General features: G+C 60.5%; 19 protein-coding genes. 9 read left to right on the top strand and 10 right to left on the bottom strand.

What is annotated here, in order from left to right; translation table 11 throughout:
* Window positions 1–95 precede the first annotated feature (95 nt).
* From P2W41_RS07940 to P2W41_RS07930, 3 genes are all read left to right on the top strand, one after another.
* On the top strand, window positions 96–584 hold the full coding sequence (locus tag P2W41_RS07940) for a thioesterase family protein (protein ID WP_292896391.1): 489 nt from the start codon (window positions 96–98) through the stop codon (window positions 582–584).
* Between the two features lie 8 nt (window positions 585–592).
* A complete protein-coding gene (locus tag P2W41_RS07935) occupies window positions 593–2,230 on the top strand; it encodes a chloride channel protein (RefSeq protein WP_404934790.1) in 1,638 nt (545 codons plus the stop codon).
* Between the two features lie 176 nt (window positions 2,231–2,406).
* Complete coding sequence (locus P2W41_RS07930; RefSeq protein ID WP_404934789.1) at window positions 2,407–2,634, top strand: hypothetical protein; 228 nt, start codon at window positions 2,407–2,409, stop codon at window positions 2,632–2,634.
* Between the two features lie 3 nt (window positions 2,635–2,637).
* On the opposite strand, the gene P2W41_RS07925 is transcribed toward P2W41_RS07930, so the two are convergent.
* Window positions 2,638–3,516: a dienelactone hydrolase family protein gene (locus P2W41_RS07925; protein ID WP_292896397.1), complete on the bottom strand. Its 879-nt coding sequence runs from the start codon at window positions 3,514–3,516 to the stop codon at window positions 2,638–2,640.
* Window positions 3,517–3,667: 151 nt separating this feature from the next.
* Between P2W41_RS07925 and P2W41_RS07920 the strand changes: the two genes are divergently transcribed.
* Together P2W41_RS07920 and P2W41_RS07915 are read left to right on the top strand one after the other, a co-directional pair.
* Complete coding sequence (locus P2W41_RS07920) at window positions 3,668–4,081, top strand: helix-turn-helix domain-containing protein (protein ID WP_292896399.1); 414 nt, start codon at window positions 3,668–3,670, stop codon at window positions 4,079–4,081.
* Between the two features lie 114 nt (window positions 4,082–4,195).
* The gene (locus tag P2W41_RS07915) at window positions 4,196–6,694 is read left to right on the top strand and encodes an ATP-dependent helicase (protein WP_404934788.1); all 2,499 of its coding nucleotides are present in this window, start codon (window positions 4,196–4,198) and stop codon (window positions 6,692–6,694) included.
* Window positions 6,695–6,730: 36 nt separating this feature from the next.
* On the opposite strand, the gene P2W41_RS07910 is transcribed toward P2W41_RS07915, so the two are convergent.
* Together P2W41_RS07910 and P2W41_RS07905 are read right to left on the bottom strand one after the other, a co-directional pair.
* Window positions 6,731–7,192: a hypothetical protein gene (locus tag P2W41_RS07910; RefSeq protein ID WP_404934787.1), complete on the bottom strand. Its 462-nt coding sequence runs from the start codon at window positions 7,190–7,192 to the stop codon at window positions 6,731–6,733.
* Between the two features lie 193 nt (window positions 7,193–7,385).
* Window positions 7,386–7,754 carry a DUF488 domain-containing protein gene (locus P2W41_RS07905; protein WP_404934786.1) on the bottom strand — a complete coding sequence of 123 codons (369 nt, stop codon included), beginning with the start codon at window positions 7,752–7,754 and terminating at the stop codon, window positions 7,386–7,388.
* A 283-nt stretch (window positions 7,755–8,037) separates the two neighbouring features.
* Here P2W41_RS07905 and P2W41_RS07900 point away from each other — a divergent pair, with 283 nt between their 5' ends.
* From P2W41_RS07900 to P2W41_RS07890, 3 genes are read left to right on the top strand one after another with little or no spacing between them, the layout of a single operon-like run.
* The gene (locus tag P2W41_RS07900; protein ID WP_292896406.1) at window positions 8,038–8,169 is read left to right on the top strand and encodes a hypothetical protein; all 132 of its coding nucleotides are present in this window, start codon (window positions 8,038–8,040) and stop codon (window positions 8,167–8,169) included.
* Window positions 8,170–8,206: 37 nt separating this feature from the next.
* Window positions 8,207–8,785: an SCO family protein gene (locus P2W41_RS07895; protein WP_292896408.1), complete on the top strand. Its 579-nt coding sequence runs from the start codon at window positions 8,207–8,209 to the stop codon at window positions 8,783–8,785.
* Window positions 8,786–8,797: 12 nt separating this feature from the next.
* The gene (locus P2W41_RS07890) at window positions 8,798–9,670 is read left to right on the top strand and encodes a 50S ribosomal protein L11 methyltransferase (RefSeq protein ID WP_404934785.1); all 873 of its coding nucleotides are present in this window, start codon (window positions 8,798–8,800) and stop codon (window positions 9,668–9,670) included.
* Between the two features lie 76 nt (window positions 9,671–9,746).
* On the opposite strand, the gene P2W41_RS07885 is transcribed toward P2W41_RS07890, so the two are convergent.
* Window positions 9,747–9,926: a hypothetical protein gene (locus tag P2W41_RS07885; RefSeq protein ID WP_292896412.1), complete on the bottom strand. Its 180-nt coding sequence runs from the start codon at window positions 9,924–9,926 to the stop codon at window positions 9,747–9,749.
* A 230-nt stretch (window positions 9,927–10,156) separates the two neighbouring features.
* Here P2W41_RS07885 and P2W41_RS07880 point away from each other — a divergent pair, with 230 nt between their 5' ends.
* Window positions 10,157–11,986, top strand: a complete 1,830-nt coding sequence (locus P2W41_RS07880; RefSeq protein ID WP_404934784.1) for an aminopeptidase P family protein — start codon at window positions 10,157–10,159, stop codon at window positions 11,984–11,986.
* Between the two features lie 6 nt (window positions 11,987–11,992).
* Here the strand turns inward: P2W41_RS07880 and P2W41_RS07875 are convergent, their stop codons facing one another.
* The 6 genes from P2W41_RS07875 to lpxC form a co-directional block, all read right to left on the bottom strand.
* Window positions 11,993–12,295 carry an AzlD family protein gene (locus P2W41_RS07875; protein ID WP_292896416.1) on the bottom strand — a complete coding sequence of 101 codons (303 nt, stop codon included), beginning with the start codon at window positions 12,293–12,295 and terminating at the stop codon, window positions 11,993–11,995.
* Window positions 12,292–13,020 (bottom strand): AzlC family ABC transporter permease, encoded by a 729-nt coding sequence (locus P2W41_RS07870; protein ID WP_404934783.1) that lies wholly within the window; start codon window positions 13,018–13,020, stop codon window positions 12,292–12,294. Before P2W41_RS07870 ends, P2W41_RS07875 begins: the two co-directional genes overlap by 4 nt.
* A gap of 93 nt (window positions 13,021–13,113) precedes the next feature.
* Window positions 13,114–15,225: an NAD-dependent DNA ligase LigA gene (gene ligA, locus P2W41_RS07865; RefSeq protein WP_292896420.1), complete on the bottom strand. Its 2,112-nt coding sequence runs from the start codon at window positions 15,223–15,225 to the stop codon at window positions 13,114–13,116.
* 125 nt (window positions 15,226–15,350) lie between these two features.
* On the bottom strand, window positions 15,351–17,024 hold the full coding sequence (gene recN, locus P2W41_RS07860) for a DNA repair protein RecN (protein WP_292896422.1): 1,674 nt from the start codon (window positions 17,022–17,024) through the stop codon (window positions 15,351–15,353).
* Between the two features lie 8 nt (window positions 17,025–17,032).
* Window positions 17,033–17,875, bottom strand: coding sequence for an outer membrane protein assembly factor BamD (locus P2W41_RS07855; protein WP_292900218.1), 843 nt, complete (start codon window positions 17,873–17,875; stop codon window positions 17,033–17,035).
* A 169-nt stretch (window positions 17,876–18,044) separates the two neighbouring features.
* Complete coding sequence (gene lpxC / locus P2W41_RS07850; protein WP_404934782.1) at window positions 18,045–18,983, bottom strand: UDP-3-O-acyl-N-acetylglucosamine deacetylase; 939 nt, start codon at window positions 18,981–18,983, stop codon at window positions 18,045–18,047.
* Between the last annotated feature and the right edge of the window lie 262 nt (window positions 18,984–19,245).

The following is a 19,245-nucleotide window of genomic DNA, read 5'->3' as shown; positions in this document are numbered from 1 at the left end:
GGTGGTCCAACCCTTGCCGCACAGGATCGTTTTCGTTTCTATCCGAATCTGATGCAAGTCGAACATAGTCCGCAGACCAGGGATAGAGAAACACAATGCCAGACGAAGCACCTCATTGTTCATCTGTCTTCGAGCTGCAGAAGGACTGGATCGACTTCAACGGTCATCTGAACATGGCCTATTACACGGTTCTTTTCGACCGCGCCTATGAAGAAGTGTCTGAGGGGTTTGGAATGGGTGCGCGCTATGCGGCAGAGCGGCGCCTGACCACCTACACGGCAGAAATCCACCTTTGCTACCTGCGCGAACTTCATCTTGAAGACAAGGTTCGTGGCACCTATCAGCTGCTTGATCATGACGAAAAGCGCCTTCATTCCTATCAGGAGCTGCGCCATGCGGAGGAAGGCTGGCTGGCGGCCACCTGCGAGACGCTGACGCTGCACATCGATATGTCAGGCCCGAAGGTCACGCCCTTTCCCGCAGATGTGCTTGGCCGCATCGAAACGATGTACGCGATGCACAAATCGCTCCCGCAACCGGAACAGGCCGGCCGCTCCATCGCCATCCGCCGCCGGACGCGCTAGGGTTTCGCATGCCTCTTCTCAAGCTGATACAGCGCCTGCCACAGATTCTGCGAACGTGGATCGAGCCGAATATCAGCGCCTTCCTCGAGGCGCGGCTGCCACTCGTTTGGCTCCTGTCGCTGTTTCTCGGCCTTGCAGTGGCGGTCGCGGCCATTGCCTTCCGCGAGCTGATCGGCTTCTTCCAGCTCTTCTGGCTCGGCACCAGCTCTGAACGCGTGTTTACAGCGGCCCTCTCCCTGCCCTGGTACTGGATCATGGCAGGTCCAGTTGTCGGTGGTCTCCTGGTCGGCATTCTCCTCACACGCCTTGAAGCGCGGCGCACCGGCGCCGTGGCCGATGTGATCGAAGCCCGTGCCTTGTCAGGGCGCAAACTGAGATTTCGTGAGGGCCTGCTTTCCGCTTTCGTCACCGCACTGTCACTCGGCTCAGGCGCAAGCGCAGGACGCGAGGGCCCTGTGGTCCATCTGGGCGCCGTTCTGGCAACAGCGATTGCATGGCGCGCCAGTCTTCCCGAATGGTGCCGGCGCACCCTCTTGGGTGCAGGTGTTGCCAGCGCGATTTCCGCCTCCTTCAACGCCCCCATTGCCGGTGTTCTTTTTGCCCATGAGGTCATCCTCGGCCATTACGCAATGCGCTCCTTCGTCCCCATCGTCATCGCGTCAGCTGCTGGCGCGGTGGCATCCCGGCTTTGGTTCGGGAGCGCCGCCGCGTTCCTGGTCCCCACACACCAGATCACCTCATTCTGGGAATTCCCGGCCTTCGCCCTTCTGGGAGTCACGGCTGCCGTGGTGGCGATCCTCTTTCAGTTCTCGCTCTTCGTCTCGGATTATGCGGCTCGTGGGATCCGTATCCCGCTCTGGACGCGTCCCCTTGTCGGCGGTCTGATTGTCGGGGGCATCGCCGTCATCTTCCCGCATGTGCTGGGCGTGGGCTACGAAGTTACCGACATGGCTCTGTGGAACCGTCTGCCGCTCATGACCATGCTGGCGCTGATCGTTGTCAAAACGGCCGCGACGTCCATAACGCTCGCCATGCGCTTTGGTGGCGGCATCTTCTCGCCTGCCCTTTTTCTCGGCGCGCTCACCGGCGGCGCGTTCGGGATCATTGCCGCATCGGCTTTTCCCACCATGGCCTCGAGCGAAGGGCTCTACGCCATCCTGGGCATGGGAGCCGTCGCCGGCGCTGTTCTCGGCGCGCCCATCTCCACAACCGTCATCGTGTTCGAACTGACCGGCGGCTATGAACTCTCAATCGCGCTTTTGCTGACCGTTGCAGTGGCTCACGGCATCACCCAGACCATTCACGGCCATTCCTGGTTCCAGTGGCAGCTCGAGATGCGCGGTCTTTTCCTCGTCGAAGGCCCTCACCGGGCCCTCGGCCAGTCCATTCGCGTCATGGATTTCATGGAGCCGCTGGATGATGAGGACGAGCCGGTCACCTATGACACCGAAACTGGTGCCCCTTCACTCAAACCGACCGATACGCTGGAAGCTTCGTTGCGCGCATTCGACAAGGGCGGGCACGACCGCCTGCCGGTGGTCGATCTGAAAGATCCGAGCAAGATCATCGCCTTCGCCAGCCATGTCCGTGCCCTGCGCTTCTTCAACCGCGCGCTCGTGGATATGAGCGAGGAAGAACACCGATAGGCTGCCAGATCACGAGGTCGCCGGCTCGCATCATGAAAGCAGGGTTTCATTAACCATATAGGTTAAGGCAGCATCTTTGCACAAGTTTAACCATGCCCTCCGCTTGAAGCGTTTGAACGGCACGCTGACCATCCTTGGTAAATCCATTCGATTCGCGGTTGGCGGAAAACCCGGTGTTGAACGAGGAAGCCAAAGCCCTGTCAGACGGTCTCGCGCGCTCACACGAGTTCACGGATTACGACTTCTGGCGCGCGCTGAAATCCATTGAGGACGAACTCTATTGGCTAGAACGAAACCGCAGGCCAATTCCCATCGACCTGATCTATGTCCGCGCCATCGTCCGCACCGCGCGCCAGAAGCGTCTTTTCATCGCCTGGGACCCGGCGCCATTCGACGCCTTTTGAGTTTCAGGACAGGTGTTCCTTCAGGAACGCCACCGTTCTCTCCCAGGCCAGATCAGCGGCTTCCTTGTCATAGCGGGCTTCCGACGTGTCGTTGTTGAACGCGTGGTTCACGCCCTCATAGACATGAATGGTGAAGTCCTTGCCTGCCTCTTCGAGCGCGGTGCGATAAGCGTCGATCCCTGCGTTGATCCGCTCGTCGAGCCCGGCATAGTGGAGCAGCAGCGGCGCTTCGATCTTGGCAACTTCAGCTGCATCAGCCTGGCGTCCGTAATAGGCAACACCTGCGTCAAGCTCTGGATCGTTCACGGCAAGCTGGTTGACCAGCCCTCCACCCCAACAGAAACCGATGGCGCCGACATTCCCGTTGGACGCATCGTGTCCGGCCAGATACGCCTGCGTTGCAACTGCATTGCGCAGGGTCTGGCCGCCGTCGAGCTGACCGATCATTTCGCGCGCCTTGTCCTCGTCTTCCGGCGTGCCGCCGGAGGGAGAAAGAAAGTCAGGCGCCAGCGCAACGAAGCCCTCAAGCGCCATGCGCCGCGCGACATCGCGGATATGTGGATTGAGGCCCCGGTTTTCGTGGATGACAATCACCGCCGGAAGTTTTCCCTCCGTTCCGGTCGGGCGCACGAGGTATCCCGCCATATCGCCGCCATCGCCCGGGTAAGTGATATCCTCCGCCGCAAGGCGATCATCGTCCTCGGCGACCATGGCCGCCCGCGCAGAATTGGCGGCGAGCAATGGCACGATAGCCGCAGCCGCGGCTCCCGAACCTGCAAGCTTCGTCATCTTGTTCATGAAAGCGCGGCGATCGAGTGTGAGATGCGTGTATTCGTCATACGCATCAATCATCGCCTGTGTGATCTTGGGCTGATCCTGCATGAATTCACTCCCGATTGTGATTGGCCCCCGCTGTGCAAAGACTATAGTCCGTGTGGCTGAGGTCCATTCACACCCGCGTGAGCGACGGCAGACTTTCGCTCCTGACCGCCAATCCCTATATCTCCGGCAATAAAAGTTAGGAGCGATCCTCATGTGGTCCATCGGAGAACTATCGAAGCGGGTGGGCGTGAAAGTACCGACAATCCGGTACTACGAAGAAACCGGCCTTATCGAACCGCCCGAACGATCTTCGGGCAATCAGCGGCGCTATGGCCGGGAAGCCCTGGATCGCCTGACCTTCATCCGGCATGCCCGCGATCTCGGACTCGGCATAGACGCCATCCGCTCACTCATAGAACTGAGCAGCCACCCCGAAAAACCGTGCGAGGCAGTCGACAGCATCGCACAGGAGCACTTGCGGGAAGTGCGCCAGCGCATTGCGCGCCTCCGGAAACTTGAACATGAACTTCAACGCATCGTTGATAGCTGCGACAGCGGCACAGTCTGCGATTGCTATGTCCTGAGAGCGCTGGCCGACCATTCTCTTTGCGAGAGCGAACACTGATTACAGGCGCGGATGGATTTGCCGGCTGTCAGCATCTTGGTTCAAGGTCCGCAAACCGGTACAAATGGAAAACATCCTTGGGCTTTGCCCCCCGAATCACCATATGCAGGTCCGATGTCCGGCTTTCCTGACGATATTCCGTTCTTCGATGAGGACGACCCGACCCCGCCTCCCCCGGCTGCGCAAAAGCCTTCCGGCATCGCAGCGCGTGCCATGGCGGCGCGCACGGGTGGTCCTGACACACGCTATCTCAATGCGCTCAATCCCGAGCAGCGGCTTGCCGTGGAGACCACCGAAGGACCCGTCCTGGTGCTCGCCGGCGCCGGCACCGGCAAGACGCGCGTACTGACCACCCGCATCGCGCATATCCTCGCATCGGGCCGCGCCTATCCCTCGCAGATCCTCGCCGTGACCTTCACCAACAAGGCCGCGCGCGAGATGAAGATGCGCATTGGCACCCTGGTGGGCGAGGCCATCGAGGGCATGCCCTGGCTTGGCACGTTCCACTCCATCGGCGTCAAGATCCTGCGCAAGCATGCAGAGCTGGCGGGACTGAAAAGCTCCTTCACCATTCTCGACACCGATGACCAGATCCGCCTCATGAAGCAGATCATCCAGGCCGAAGGTCTCGACGACAAGCGCTGGCCGCCGCGCCAGTTCGCGCAGATGGTCGATGGCTGGAAAAACAAGGGGCTCGCACCCAGGGAAATTCCCGAGGGCGACGCCCGCGCCTTTGCCAATGGCAAGGGCCGTGAACTCTACGCCGCCTATCAGGATCGGCTGAAGACGCTCAACGCCGTCGATTTCGGCGATCTCCTGTGCCATCCGATCCGCATTCTGCGCGACAATCCGGATGTGCTTGCCGACTATCATCGAAAGTTCCGCTACATTCTCGTCGACGAGTATCAGGACACCAACACCGCGCAGTATATGTGGCTCAGGCTTCTGGCTCAGCGGCCGAAGAGCACCGAACCCGTCAACATCTGCTGTGTGGGCGATGACGACCAGTCCATCTATGGCTGGCGCGGTGCCGAGGTGGACAACATCCTGCGTTTCGAGAAGGATTTTCCCGGTGCCGCCGTCATCCGGCTGGAGCGTAATTACCGCTCCACCGCGCATATTCTGGGCGCCGCCTCCCACCTCATCGCCCACAATGAGGGGCGGCTCGGCAAGACGTTGTTCACCGAACAGTCCGATCCCGACGATCCCAAGGTAAAAGTCCATGCCGCATGGGATTCGGAAGAGGAAGCCCGCGCCGTCGGCGAGGAAATCGAAGCGCTTCAGGCCAAGGGCCACGCGCTGAACGACATCGCCATCCTGGTCCGTGCCTCCTTCCAGATGCGCGAATTCGAAGACCGTTTCGTCACGCTGGGCCTCAATTACCGCGTCATCGGCGGACCCCGCTTCTACGAGCGCATGGAAATCCGCGACGCCATGGCCTATTTCCGCATCGTCGCGCAGGCCGCCGACGATCTCGCCTTCGAGCGTATCGTCAACACACCCAAGCGCGGATTGGGCGAAGCCAGCGTCCGCCAGATCCACGATGTCTCCCGCATGCGTGAGGCAACGCTCCTGCAGGCCGCGCGCGATCTCGTCGGCACCGAGGAGATGAAGCCCAAGCCGCGCGCCTCGCTGCGCACGCTCGTCGACAATATCGAACGCTGGCAGGGCATGCTCGACCGCACGCCCCACACCGAACTTGCCGAGATCATCCTTGAAGAGTCCGGCTATACGGACATGTGGAAGAACGACCGCTCCGCCGAGGCACCCGGCAGGCTTGAAAACCTCAAGGAGCTGATCCGCTCCATGGAGGACTATGACAGTCTGCGCGGTTTCCTCGAACATGTCGCGCTCGTCATGGATGCCGAACGCGACGAGGAACTCGACGCCGTCAGCCTGATGACGCTTCATTCCGCCAAGGGTCTCGAATTCCCCACCGTGTTCCTGCCCGGCTGGGAGGAAGGCCTTTTTCCCCACCAGCGCGCGCTCGACGAGGGTGGCCGCTCGGGCCTCGAAGAAGAGCGGCGCCTGGCCTATGTCGGCCTCACCCGCGCAAAGAAGAACCTGCACATCTGGTTTGCTTCCAACCGGCGCATTCACGGCCTGTGGCAGTCGACCATCCCCTCACGCTTCCTCGACGAGCTTCCCGAAGCGCATGTGGATGTGGCCGAGGAAAGCAGCAGCTATGGCGGCTATTCCGCCGGCCAGCCCGGCCGGCCCAACCCCTATGGCAAATCCCGCTTCGACGATCAGCCTGCCTTTTCAAACAGCTATGCCACGCCCGGCTGGCAGCGCGCGCAGAAAAACAGGACTGAAGCAACCACCCGCAACTGGGGTAACCGCTCCGGCCATCAGGTGGAGCGCATCGGCTATGGCGAGGCGGATTCGGGCTATGGCGCAGGCCGCGGCTCGGTCAAGGGGCGCGTGATCGAAGGCGAGCTTGTCGCCAAATCCGTGTCCGACACGCCCTCTGCCTTCAAGGTCGGTGACCGGGTGTTCCACCTCAAATTCGGCAATGGCAACGTCTCGGCGATCGAGGGCAACAAGCTCACCATCGATTTCGACAAGGCAGGCCAAAAGCGCGTGCTCGACGGCTTTGTCGAACGGCTCTAGCCTCGCACCGCGCAGCGGTCGATCCTGCCTCCGCGCTCAGTCAGTCCCCGGCTTGACGTAAACAAATTTGCCGTCGGCATTCTTCTCCCGCGACAAGACGCCCGTGCGCGCATGGCGCGAGAGCGGTCCTGAAAAGGCATTCGACTTGTAGCGCATGCCGAATGTATCCTGGCAGCGAGCAACAATATCGCCGATGGTTCGGGGGGTATCGAAAAAGTCGCTCTCAAGCAGATCGTTCAAGGCTGCCACGGCGCCCTTGGCACTGTCAGTGGTTGTCTTGCGTCGACCGGGGCGAGGCGTGCTGCGCACGACATTCATCATGCCGGGACCGGCGATGAAGTCGTTGATCCCCCCCTCGGAAAACCCGCCGGGTCGAGCATCGTTCTGGCCCAGTACCAGTTCAACCACACGCAACTGCACGGCTTCCGACTCAAACTTGTTCACTGCCTCCGAAAGCTCGTTGAGCTGCTGCTTGAGCTTGTCGAAATCCTTGATCATAAAATCCGCCCCAACACCGTAATTACCACCATAAACAGGTGAAACGCGCACATATGTCTCTATAAGTATTCAGTAAGTCAAGAGCGCGACAGGGCTGTATAGGCTAAACGCCTACGCCGCGTAGGCTCGTCCCCTGATTTCCCGCTTTCCATGCTCTATCGGAGCAGAAACAATCAGTGGTTGAGATCAGGTTTCAACGCGAATCGCTTTTTTCCTGCAACAGCTGGCGAACGACCACAGCCTGGTTGCGATCGCGATTCGTTGCGGAAAACAGCAATGTCAAAGGCCCCTCCTCCGCCGCGTCCATCAGTTCCTGCAAAAGCTCATTCCGACGGGCCAGTTCCTCCCGATATCGCTCGCAGAATTCGCTCCAGCGCTCGGGTCTGTGCGCATACCACTTGCGCAACTCATGGCTCGGCCCGATATCGGGCAGCCACGCATCGAGTGCCGCGCGCGTCTTGCTCATGCCACGAGGCCATAGTCTGTCAATGAGGATTCGCTTCCCGTCATTGCCCTCTACGGGGTCATATATCCGCTTTACCCGAATATCGGCATTCGCCATGGCAAACCTCCCGCAGTCACTCGATGCTATCGATTACACGCACTGATTGAAGCCCGCGCCAATCATTTCCAAACCATATATCGTTAGAGTGCATATGTGGGGTTGACCCGTCCCCATAGCCGTTATGGCAACTTAACCTCAACCCTGAACCTCCCGTCGGCCTCCAGGCGGCGGGAGGTTGCTTTCAGGCCCGCTCCCACTTGCGACAAGATGAGGCTTTGCGCGAAGCCCGAACTTGCGCCTATTATGGGGTATGAAAACAGAGCACTCAGGGCACACAGCCATGTGGTTCAAGTTGGGCGTGGCGACGCTGCTTTTGGCCGCGTTCACCGGGCTGGCCTTCGCCATGTGGCTGGAAAACGGGGCCGGGATTTTCCTTGCACTCGTCGAATCCGGGTTGTCCTGGTGCTTTTGACGCTGCCTTCCAGCATTCTCGTTTCAGGTAAACATCAATGATGCGATCCATTCTCATCGGCATCCTGGCGGTCATGGCCGTCGGCGTCGGCCTTCTCACGTTTCAGTGGTACCAGCAGCAGAATTCGGGCGAAGCCTTCGGCGTCCCGTTCGAACTCGTCGATCAGGATGGCAACACCATCACGGAAGCCGCATTCAAAGGCGGACCCAGAGTCGTCTTCTTTGGCTTCACCCATTGCCCGGAAGTGTGCCCTACCACCCTGTTCGAGCTTGACGGTTATCTCGAGCAACTGGGAGATGAAGCCGCCGACATCAAACCCTATTTCGTCTCCATTGACCCGGAGCGCGATACTCCCGAGGTCATGAAGACCTACCTGTCGAATTTCTCGGACCGTATCACCGGCATCACCGGCGACCCCGAAGAGGTCGCCGCCATGGCCAAAGGCTTTTCCATCTATGTACGCAAGGTCGAGCTTGAAGACGGTGATTACACGATGGATCACACTGCTTCGATCCTGCTGCTCGACAGCGATGGCGACTTTTTTGGCACGATCGCCTATGAAGAAAACAGTGAAACTGCCATCGCCAAGCTGAAGCGTCTGGCAAACGAAACCTGACATCGGAAATTCATGGGCCAGACACGACTTTACCTGACGGCGCCGCGCGAGCAGGCCGAAACGATTTTTTCAATTCTCGACACGCATTTTGAGGATGATGGGCTGCCGATCAGTATTTTCGAGCCCGAGGAAGACAGTGGCATCTTCCAGATATCTATTTATACCGAGGAGGACGCCGACAAACTTGAACAACGGGTGCTGGAAAGCCTCTCGGATGTTTCCCCTCTCCCCCCGCTCGAGCGGGAAGAGGTTCCGGAGATTGACTGGGTCAGCCACTCGCTAGAAGGCCTGCGCCCGGTCCGTGTGGGCCGTTTTCTGGTCCACGGAAGCCACGACCGGCATTTGCAGCGTATCGGCGACATCGCCATAGAGATCGATGCCGGCCTCGCTTTCGGCACCGGTCATCATGGCACCACGGCCGGCTGTCTGGGCGCGCTTGCCAACATTCTGAAAAGCGAGCACCCGCGCAATGCGCTGGATCTGGGCACCGGTAGTGCCGTGCTGGCCATCGCAATTGCAAGGGCCGCCCGTATTCCGGTTCTGGCAACCGACATTGACCCCATCGCCACAGAAGTGGCCGCGTCAAACGTCCGCCTCAACCGCGTCGCTGATCTGGTAGAGACGCACACCGCGCCCAGCTTTCATCACGCTGTCTTTGCCCGCAGGAAGCCCTTCGACCTCATCGTCGCGAACATTCTTGCCCGTCCGCTCATGGCTTTGGCTCCCGCGATGGCAAATCACATAACTCCGGGTGGTTCACTTGTCCTGTCGGGCATTCTCGAGCGGCAGAGGCGGGCAGTCGTTGCCGCTTATGGCGGACAGGGGTTCCGCCATGTGCGCACTCAGGCGCGGGAAGGCTGGGTCACAATCCACATGAAACGCTGAGTGAGCGCGGGCTTCCGACAAGCAAAAACCCCGAAAGCTGGGCTTCCGGGGTTTGAACAACGCTCTTTAAAGCGGATCAGAACATGTGGGAAACGCTGCGGTTGCGCTTCAGTTCGTCACGGTTGTATCCGTGTGCACGCAGTGTTTCGTCGTCCAGCATCAGAAGCGCGCCGTTCACATAGCTCCGGACCTGCTTCTGACGGGCTTCGATCAGCGCGTCGAATGCGCCACGGAAAAAGCCACGCTTTTGGGCCATCTGATTTCTCCTTGAATTCTTGCAACGAAAGCTCCGCTGCTCATGGTCTCAAGATAGGCCTGAAGAGCCCTCTCAACCAGCGCCGTTTGCGCATGGCTACCATCTTATTTTGCATTGCAACAAATCGATTGTGCAGCGCGGCAGAGATATTCCTTTGTCGGAGCCCGTTCCGCTTTTCTCAGCCATGCTATAGGTTCGGCTCGATTTTTCAGACCAAGCGGCAAGGCTCCATGTTTCAATCTTTCGATGTTACCGCCGACCCCAGCCAGGGCATCGCCCGCGTCAGACGTCTCCGTGATGCAATGGCGAAAGCAAATCTGGACGGCTATCTCGTTCCCCGTGCAGACGAGCATCAGGGCGAATATGTCGCTCCCTCATCCGAGCGGCTCGCCTGGCTGACTGGCTTCACCGGATCGGCGGGCACAGCCCTGATCCTCAAAGATCGCGCCATTCTCTTCGTCGATGGTCGCTACACACTTCAGGCCGCTGAACAGACGGACCCGTCGATTTTCACCATAGAGAGCCTGATCGACAATCCGCCGCGCGAATGGATCGCCAGAAACGCGAAGACCGGCTGCCGCATCGGTTTTGATCCATGGCTGCACACCATTGCAGAGCTTCGCGCTCTCCGTGGCAAGGCCGAAGCGCGCGGCATCGAGCTCGTGCCCACCGACGACAATCTGGTCGATGGGATTTGGGAAGATCGCCCTTCCCCGCCACTGGCGCAGGCCCGTATCCATCCGAAAGACCACGCTGGAGAACGCGCCACCTCAAAGCTCGACCGCATTGCAAAAGCCATCGGCGAGGCCGGCGCTGCATGTTCTGTCCTTACCGATCCCTCATCGATTGCCTGGACATTCAACATTCGCGGGCAGGACGTGCCCCATACACCACTGGCCCTCGGCTTTGCCATAATCGTGGCCGAAGGGCGTCCCTCGCTGTTCCTTGACAGGCGCAAGCTCAACCGCGAAACCGAAGCCTATCTGACCCAGCTCGCAGATCTGAAAGCACCTTCAACGCTGGAAGCGGAACTCTCGGCTTTGGCCGGAAACCCGGGTTCGATCGGCCTCGATCCATCGCTCGCAGCCGAGCGGCTGCGGCTGGTTGTGGAGGAGGCTGGCGGCCGCATCGCGGATCTTGACGATCCGGCCCGGCTTCCTCGGGCCATTAAAAACCCCACCGAGCTGGAAGGCGCTCGATCTGCCCATCTCAGGGATGGTGTCGCCATGGTACGCTTCCTCGCCTGGCTCGACCGGCAGGAACCGGGCACGGTCGACGAGATCAGCGCTGTGCGAAAGCTGGAGGAGAGCCGTACAGAGACAGGCCAGAGCCTGCAGATGCCCCTTCGCGACATCTCCTTCGACACGATCTCCGGTGCTGGCCCCAACGGCGCGACAATCCACTATCGCGTTACAACAAAGACCAATCGCACCCTGAGGGCAGATGAGCTCTATCTCGTCGATTCCGGCGCGCAGTATGACGATGGAACCACCGATATTACCCGGACCATCATAATCGGTCGTCCCAGTGACGAGATGCGGGAGCGCTACACGCGTGTTTTAAAGGGACTGATCGCGCTCTCCGCAACACGCTTTCCCAAAGGCACACGTGGTATGGATCTTGACCCGTTCGCACGCCACGCCCTGTGGCAGGCCGGTCTCGACTATGCCCATGGCACCGGTCACGGCGTCGGATCCTATCTCGCCGTCCATGAAGGACCGCAGCGCATCGCCAAAACCGGAACGCAGGTTCTGGAAGCGGGCATGATCCTGTCCAATGAACCCGGCTACTACAAGCCTGGCGGCTATGGCATCAGGCTAGAAAACCTGATCGTCGTGGAACCAGCGACCGCTATCGCTGGCGGAGACATCGACATGCATGGTTTCGAGACACTGACGCTCTGCCCGTTCGACCGCCGTCTGATCGACACGGCCCTCCTCTCCTCCAGCGAGCGTGCCTGGCTTGATGCCTATCATGATCGCGTTCGCGAAAACCTGACGCCGTTGCTCGACGGCGAAACCCTTGGCTGGCTCGAAAAGGCGACCGCCCCTCTCCGTTAAGGGCTCTTATTGGCCGATCAGGTGGCGGAGCAGGATAAGCACCGCCGCCGAGGAGAGGAACATCGGCATCATCCCACCGGCAACGAGCGAAACCACCACGCCGACCGTCAGAGCAGCGATTTCAGGGATCCCGCCATTCATGGCAGCCGGCGCGACCAGCGTGGTCAGAACGGCGGCGGGCACGGCATTCAGCCCCGCTTCGACACGCGGGTGAATACGCTCGAAGCGGGATAGCACCATGTGGCCGCCGATGCGCGTCAGGAAAGTTAGCACGGCACCGGCAAGAATGATCCAGACCGTGGTGCTCATCGCGCTTGCCTGCCTTTGCGCGCGTCCGGCGCCATGATCGCCGCCAGAGCAACACCGGCGATGGCGCCGATGGAAACATGCCAGGGCGAGCCGACAGTGCGATAAGCCAGCATGGAAACAGCCGCGCTTATCAGCACCACCGGGAGCCAGAAGGAGCGCTTGCGGAAACTCATGACCAGCCCCAGAAAATAGATTGGCAGCAGAAAATCGATGCCCAGCGCATGTGGATCGGGAACCAGATTACCGAACAATGCGCCGAGCCAGGCTTCGGCAATCCAGCAAATGTAAAGCGGCAGCGCCGCTCCCATATACCAGCCGAAGGATACGGTTCCATGCGTCTCGCCACGCCGCTCGGCCTCAGCGAACATCGGGTCGACCAGCATGAAGAAGCCGAGCAACCGCTGGACAGGCCCCCAATGCGCAATCCGCCGCCCCGTGGTTGCGGAATAAAGAACATGCCGAAAATTCACCGCAAGGATCGAGAGAACGATCAGCCACGGAGCCACTTTCTGCCCGAACAGGTCGATCCCGACCATCTGACTCGCACCGGCGAAAATCGTGGCGCTCATAAGCACGGCCTCGAAAACCGAAAAATTGTTCTCCACCGCCAGTGCGCCAAACAGCAGCCCGAACGGCATTGCCGCAACCACCACGGGCACGCTGTCGCGCACCCCTTGCGCAAAATCGCGCGGGCGCGCGCTGTCCTTGGCAATGTCGGCTGTCATGAATCCTCCAGAGGACCTGATCTTAGGTCAACAAGGCTGACCAGTCATATGAATTCCATTGAGCCACGCATCAAAGCGGATGACAGGGATTGCTTACCCGCCCACCCTTTCAAACCAGGTATCTTCGTCGATCACTTCGATACCCAGATCCGCAGCTTTCTTGAGCTTCGAGCCCGCCCCCGGCCCCGCGACCACCAGGTCCGTCTTCTTGGAGACGGAGCCCGCCACCTTCGCGCCCAGCCGCTCGGCCATGGCCTTGGCTTCATCGCGTGACATTCGTTCCAGCGCACCGGTGAACACGATGGTCTGGCCGGCAACCGGCGAATCCATCGTCGGCCGTTCCGCCTCCTGCACATCGATTTCGCTCGCCAGTGCCTCGACCAGTTCGCGGTTATGTTCCTCGCCGAAGTAATGCGCCAGCGAATCGATCACCGCATCGCCTATATCGTCGAGCGCGTCCATTTCCTCGCGCGCCTGCGCATCGCCATCGGCGACCGCCAGAACGGCATCGTGAAACTCCTGCCACGAGCCGTAGGCCCGCGCCAGCGTCTTGGCCGTCTGTTCGCCCACATGGCGAATGCCAAGCGCATAGATGACCCGCTCCAGCGCGATGGAGCGCCGCGCCTCGATCGCCGCAAACAGATTGGCGGCCGAGGTCGCGCCCCAGCCTTCCTTGTCCTTCAGCTTTTTCAGATTATCGCCATCGCGCCTTGCAAGCGTGAAAATGTCGCCCGGCGCCTTCACCGGCAGATCGGGATCGTTGAAGAAGAACTCGATCTGCTTCTCGCCCAGCCCGTCAATGTCGAAGGCGCGCCGTGACACGAAGTGCCGCAAATGCTCGACCCTCTGAAACGGGCAGGCAAATTCGCCCGAACAGCGGCGCACCACACCCTCCGCGCCCGAACCAATCCCCTCGCGCACCACCGGCGTCTTCAGTTCACACGGACACAGGCTCGGAAATTCGAACGCCTGCGCATCCTTCGGTCGCTTCTCCTCGATCACACCGAGTATCTGCGGGATCACATCGCCGGCGCGCTGCACCGTCACCGTGTCGCCGATCATCACCCCCAGCCGCTCGATCTCCTCGGCATTGTGGAGCGTCGCATTGGTCACCACCACACCGCCAACGGTCACGGGTTCGAGCCGGGCAACGGGCGTCAGCGCGCCCGTTCGTCCCACCTGAATGTCGATGCCGTTCAGGATGGTCGTGGCCTTTTCGGCCGGAAATTTGTGGGCAATCGCCCAGCGCGGGCTGCGTGATACAAAGCCCAGCCGCTGCTGCAGCGCCAGATCGTCCACCTTGTAGACCACACCGTCGATGTCATAGGGAAGCGTCGCCCGCTTTTCCTCGATCAGACGGTATTGCGCCAGAAGTGCCTCCGCACTCTCGCAGCGCTTCATCAGCTCGTTGACGCGAAAGCCATAGGCTTCCAGCGCCGCCACCATGCCCGTCTGCGTGTCTGCGGGCATGTCGGAAACCTCACCCCAGGCATAGGCGAAGAACTTGAGCGGCCGCGCCGCCGTCACCGAGGAATCGAGCTGGCGCAGTGAGCCCGCCGCCGTGTTGCGCGGGTTCACATAGGTCTGCTTGCCGGCCTCCTCCTGGCGCTTGTTGAGCGCAAAGAAATCGGCATGGGTCATGTAGACCTCGCCGCGCACCTCAATCACCTCCGGCGGGTCCCCGTCGAGCACATTTGGAATGTCCGTCACCACGCGCGCATTGGCGGTGACGTTCTCCCCCTCCTGCCCGTCGCCACGGGTGGCGGCCGAGACAAGACGCCCGTTCTCATAGCGCAGCGAAAGTGAAAGACCGTCGATCTTGGGCTCGGCCGTCATCGCCACCGGCGCATCGGTGTCGAGCTTCAGATAGCGGCGTATGCGCCCGACAAAATCGACCACATCCTCATCGGAAAACGCATTGTCGAGTGAAAGCATCGGCACCTTGTGCCGCACCTTCTCAAATTTCTCCGAGACAGGCGCGCCCACACGGCGCGAGGGCGAATCCGCCCGCACGAGCTCCGGAAAGCGCTGCTCGATGGCCAGATTGCGCCGCCGCAGCGCATCATACTCCGCATCCGAAATCGTTGGCGCGTCTTCCCCGTGATAGCGCCTGTCATGCTCTTCGATCTCCCGGGCAAGCTTTTCCAGCTCGTCCCTGGCTTGGGCCTCCGTCAATGTATCAACGGCTTGCTTGGCTTTGGGCATGACAGTCTATCCGGATGTGAACTGGAACGCAGTGTAGTCGATCTGCGCACGGTTTTTGCAGTCGTCTTTTTACGTGGCTCATCCCTGCTGACAAGGCCAGCCACCGGACCGTGAACAGAAACCCGTCAGGAAGCGGCTCTGCTTCCCTGCAAGAGGCGCTGGGCGGCGGCGCGCGCCTCGTCGGTCACGGTGGCGCCGGCCAGCATCCGGGCGATCTCTTCCTGGCGCGCATCCGTATCCATGACCGAAACCCCGGTCGCGACCCGGTCGGTGTCGCCGCTCTTGGCTATCAGATAATGTGTCCCCGCACGCGCGGCCACCTGGGGGGCGTGCGTCACCGAAAGCACCTGGATACGCTCGGCGAGCCGCGCAAGACGCTGGCCGATGGCGTCCGCAACCGCGCCACCCACGCCCGTGTCGATCTCGTCAAACACGAGCGTCGGTGCCGATCCACGATCAGCCAGCACCACCTTGAGCGCCAGAAGAAAGCGTGAAAGCTCACCACCGGAGGCGACCTTCATCATCGGGCCGGCCCGCGTTCCGGGGTTGGTGCGCACCCAGAACTCCACGTGGTCGATGCCATCTTCACCGCGGTCATCCGCCTCCGTGGCAATCTCGACGATGAATTCGGCCCGTTCCAGTTTCAGCGCCGGCAGTTCGGCCATCACCGCCCTGCTGAGTGAGGCCGCCGTCTCCCGACGCACTTGGGAAAGCTCCGTTGCCGCAGCGTCATAGGTCTCCACCGCTGCCTTGGCTTGCTGCTCCAGCGCCGCCAGACGCTCCTCGCCGGCATCCAGCTCATCCAGATCACCCACCATACGGGCACACAGTTCGGCGAGATCGTCGACCTGCACATTGTGCTTGCGGGCAACGGCGCGCAGCGCAAAAAGCCGTTCTTCCGTATCTTCCAGACGTTGCGGATCGAACTCCGTCGCCCGCATTGCCTCATCCACCGCAGATTGCGCGGCATCCAGCGAGAGAAGCGCTGAATCGAGCGGCTCGATGATGCCATCCAGCAGGCCCGGTGCATCCTGCGCCTTACGCTGCAGGCGGCGCAGGAGGCCGGAAAGCTGTGACACGGGCGAAGCGTTGCCCGAAAGCACCTCCTGTGCGTCGGAAATATCACTGGCGATCTTTTCGGCGCGCATCATGCCGGCGCGCTCCTCAGCCAGCACCGCTTCCTCATCAGGCCGTGGATCGAGCTTGGAAAGCTCCTCCACCGAGGCTCTTAGAAAATCGGCCTCCCGTGCGGCCGCCTCCACACGCGCCCTGTGCCGCGCCAGCTCCTGTTCGCATTTGCGCAGATCCCGCCATGCAAGCCGCACCCGCGCGACAGCCTCGCCATGCCCGCCAAACGCATCGAGGAGTTCGCGGTGGATGCCCGCATCCACCAGCGCACGCTCGTCGTGCTGGCCATGAATTTCCACAAGCTGACGTCCCACCTGGCGCATCAGCGCCACGCTGGAGGGCTGGTCGTTGATGAAAACCCGCGTGCGCCCGTCAGCGCTCTGCACGCGGCGCAGGATGATGTCACCCTCATCGTCTATTGCGTTTTCTGCAAGCAGGGCCCGCACGGGGTGCGAGGCCGGCAGGTCGAAGACGGCGATCACCTGTCCCTGATCCGCACCATGGCGCACCAGTGACGCATCGCCACGCCCGCCAAGCGCCAGCGAGAGGGAATCGAGAAGAATGGATTTGCCGGCGCCGGTTTCACCGGTGAGCACGGAGAGCCCCCCGGAGAAATCCATGTCGAGGCGTTCAATCAGGACGATATCGCGGATCGACAGGTGAGACAGCATGGCTAGGGTCAGCCGCCCAGAATCGCCGCCCCGGCCTTGGATATCCACGAACCGGTGTTCTCACGCGGTTCCAGTCCGCCAGACTGAAGAAGGGCATAGGAATCCTTATACCAGTCGCTGTCCGGGAAGTTGTGCCCAAGAACAGCGGCAGCCGTCTGCGCTTCCGAAACGAGCCCCATCGCATAATAGGCTTCCGTCAGGCGTGCCAGCGCTTCCTCGACATGGCGCGTGTTGGGATAACTCTCAACCACACCACGGAAACGACGCACCGCGGCAACATACTCACGCCGCTCCAGATAATAGCGCCCGATCTGCATTTCCTTGCCGGCGAGCTGATCTCGGGCAAAGCGAATCTTGGCCTGCGCATCCTCGACATACTCTGAATCGGGCCAACGCTGCACAACCTCTTCCATCGCTTCGAGCGTCAGGCGCGCCTCACGCTGATCCTGGGTGACGTCGCGAATCTGGCGGAAATAACTCAGTCCCACGAGATACTGTGCGTAGGCCGCATCTTCCGTGGTCGGGTAAAGGGCGACATAGCGTTTACCGCCATTGATCGCCTCATCGTACTTGCCCTGCCGATAGTTGGCGAATGTGTTCATCACCATCGCCTTGCGGGCATATTCCGAATAGGGATGCTGCCGGTCGATGGATTCGAACTTGGCACTGGCCTCCTTCAGACGGCCGGCATTCATGTTCGCCAGGCCCTGATTGTAAAGCACATCCGCCGGATCGGTCTGCTCGACATACGTCGACAGATCCAGGTCTTTCTCGGCATTGCACGCAGCGAGAAGAAGCGAAACACCAAGCACCGAAGCCGTGGTAACGGCTGCCCTGCCTGTCCTGGTCATGCCGGCAACAAAAGTTGAACGCATTTCGCCTCTCGCAAACGGAAAATCAATTTCGGAACGCAGTCATAGAGCAAATGACCGCCACGCGGCAACGCTATTGCCCGCCAATCGTACAATTTTGTGGCGTTTGAGCGGGAAAGCCCGTTCGCTCTTGCAGCAAAAACCGGGTTCAGAGCATCCAGGGCGCGTAAACCGGCGCGCTTACGGCAACCATCTCGGCCCGACGACCCTGCTCACGGCGTGTGGTCTCGACGATCTCATAGGCAGAGCGATCGGTCAGAAGATGCCGCAGCGCCGCTGCATTGAGGCGGTGGCCACCCCGATAGGAACGGAAGCAGCCGATGAAGCGGGCTCCGGCGAGAGCCAGGTCGCCGACCGCATCGAGCATCTTGTGGCGCACGAATTCATCGGGATAACGAAGGCCTTCCATATTGATGACCTTGTGATCCTCACCGATCACGACCGAGTTTTCCAGCGAAGAACCCAGCGCATACCCAGCGGCCCAAAGGCGCTCGACATCCTTGATGAACCCGAAAGTGCGCGCGCGCGCGACTTCCTGACGGAAATTCGCGGCATTCAGGTCGAGGCCAAGCGACTGGCGACCGATTGCCGGCGTCTCGAAATCGATTTCGACCTCGAAGCGCGTACCGTCATAGGGACGAAACTCCGCCCAGGAGCCGCCATTGTCGATCCGCACCGGTTTCACGACACGGATATACCGGCGCTTGACGGCAAGTGTGGCAATGCCGGCCTGCTCAAATGCATCCACAAAGCCGATGGCACTGCCGTCGAGAACAGGAACCTCGCTGCCATCAATCTCAATGACGACATTGTCGATCCCGACAGCCAGGAGAGCGGCCATGAGGTGTTCAACCGTGGCGACGGTTTCGCCGCGCGCGTCACCAAGAGCAGTGCAAAGATCGGTCTGGCAAACTTCCGAGGCAAGTGCGCGAATCACACGGCCCGTGCCGTCCTCATCGATGCGCTGAAAGACAATGCCGGTGTCGGCCTCGGCCGGGGAGAAATGAATGGAGACAGGCTTGCCGCTATGGACACCAATACCCGAAAGTGAGCAGCGTGCTTTGAGTGTCGTCTGATATTCGAGCAAAATGGTCCCCGTGAGCTCTTCAAGGCCGCGCTTCTCAGCGCTGGCTTGTCCAACGTTTCAGGACGACACCCCCAAAATGCGTCCCACACCCCACCGTTATTCGCAACGCAAGATAATGTTGCGGAATACAGACTCCAAATCACGCTTTCTTACTTCATGTTACGGCATAAGAAAAACACGAGTGTCTTATAACTTTCTGAATTGTTTACTGAATTTTAACGAAAAGGGGGATGCATCGCATCCCCCCATCAAACGTTTGTAA

Source organism: Nitratireductor sp. L15S-10, assembly GCF_045011005.1.
In the GTDB taxonomy this organism is placed as follows: Bacteria; Pseudomonadota; Alphaproteobacteria; order Rhizobiales; family Rhizobiaceae; genus Nitratireductor.
This window is presented reverse-complemented; position numbering and strand designations above follow the sequence as displayed.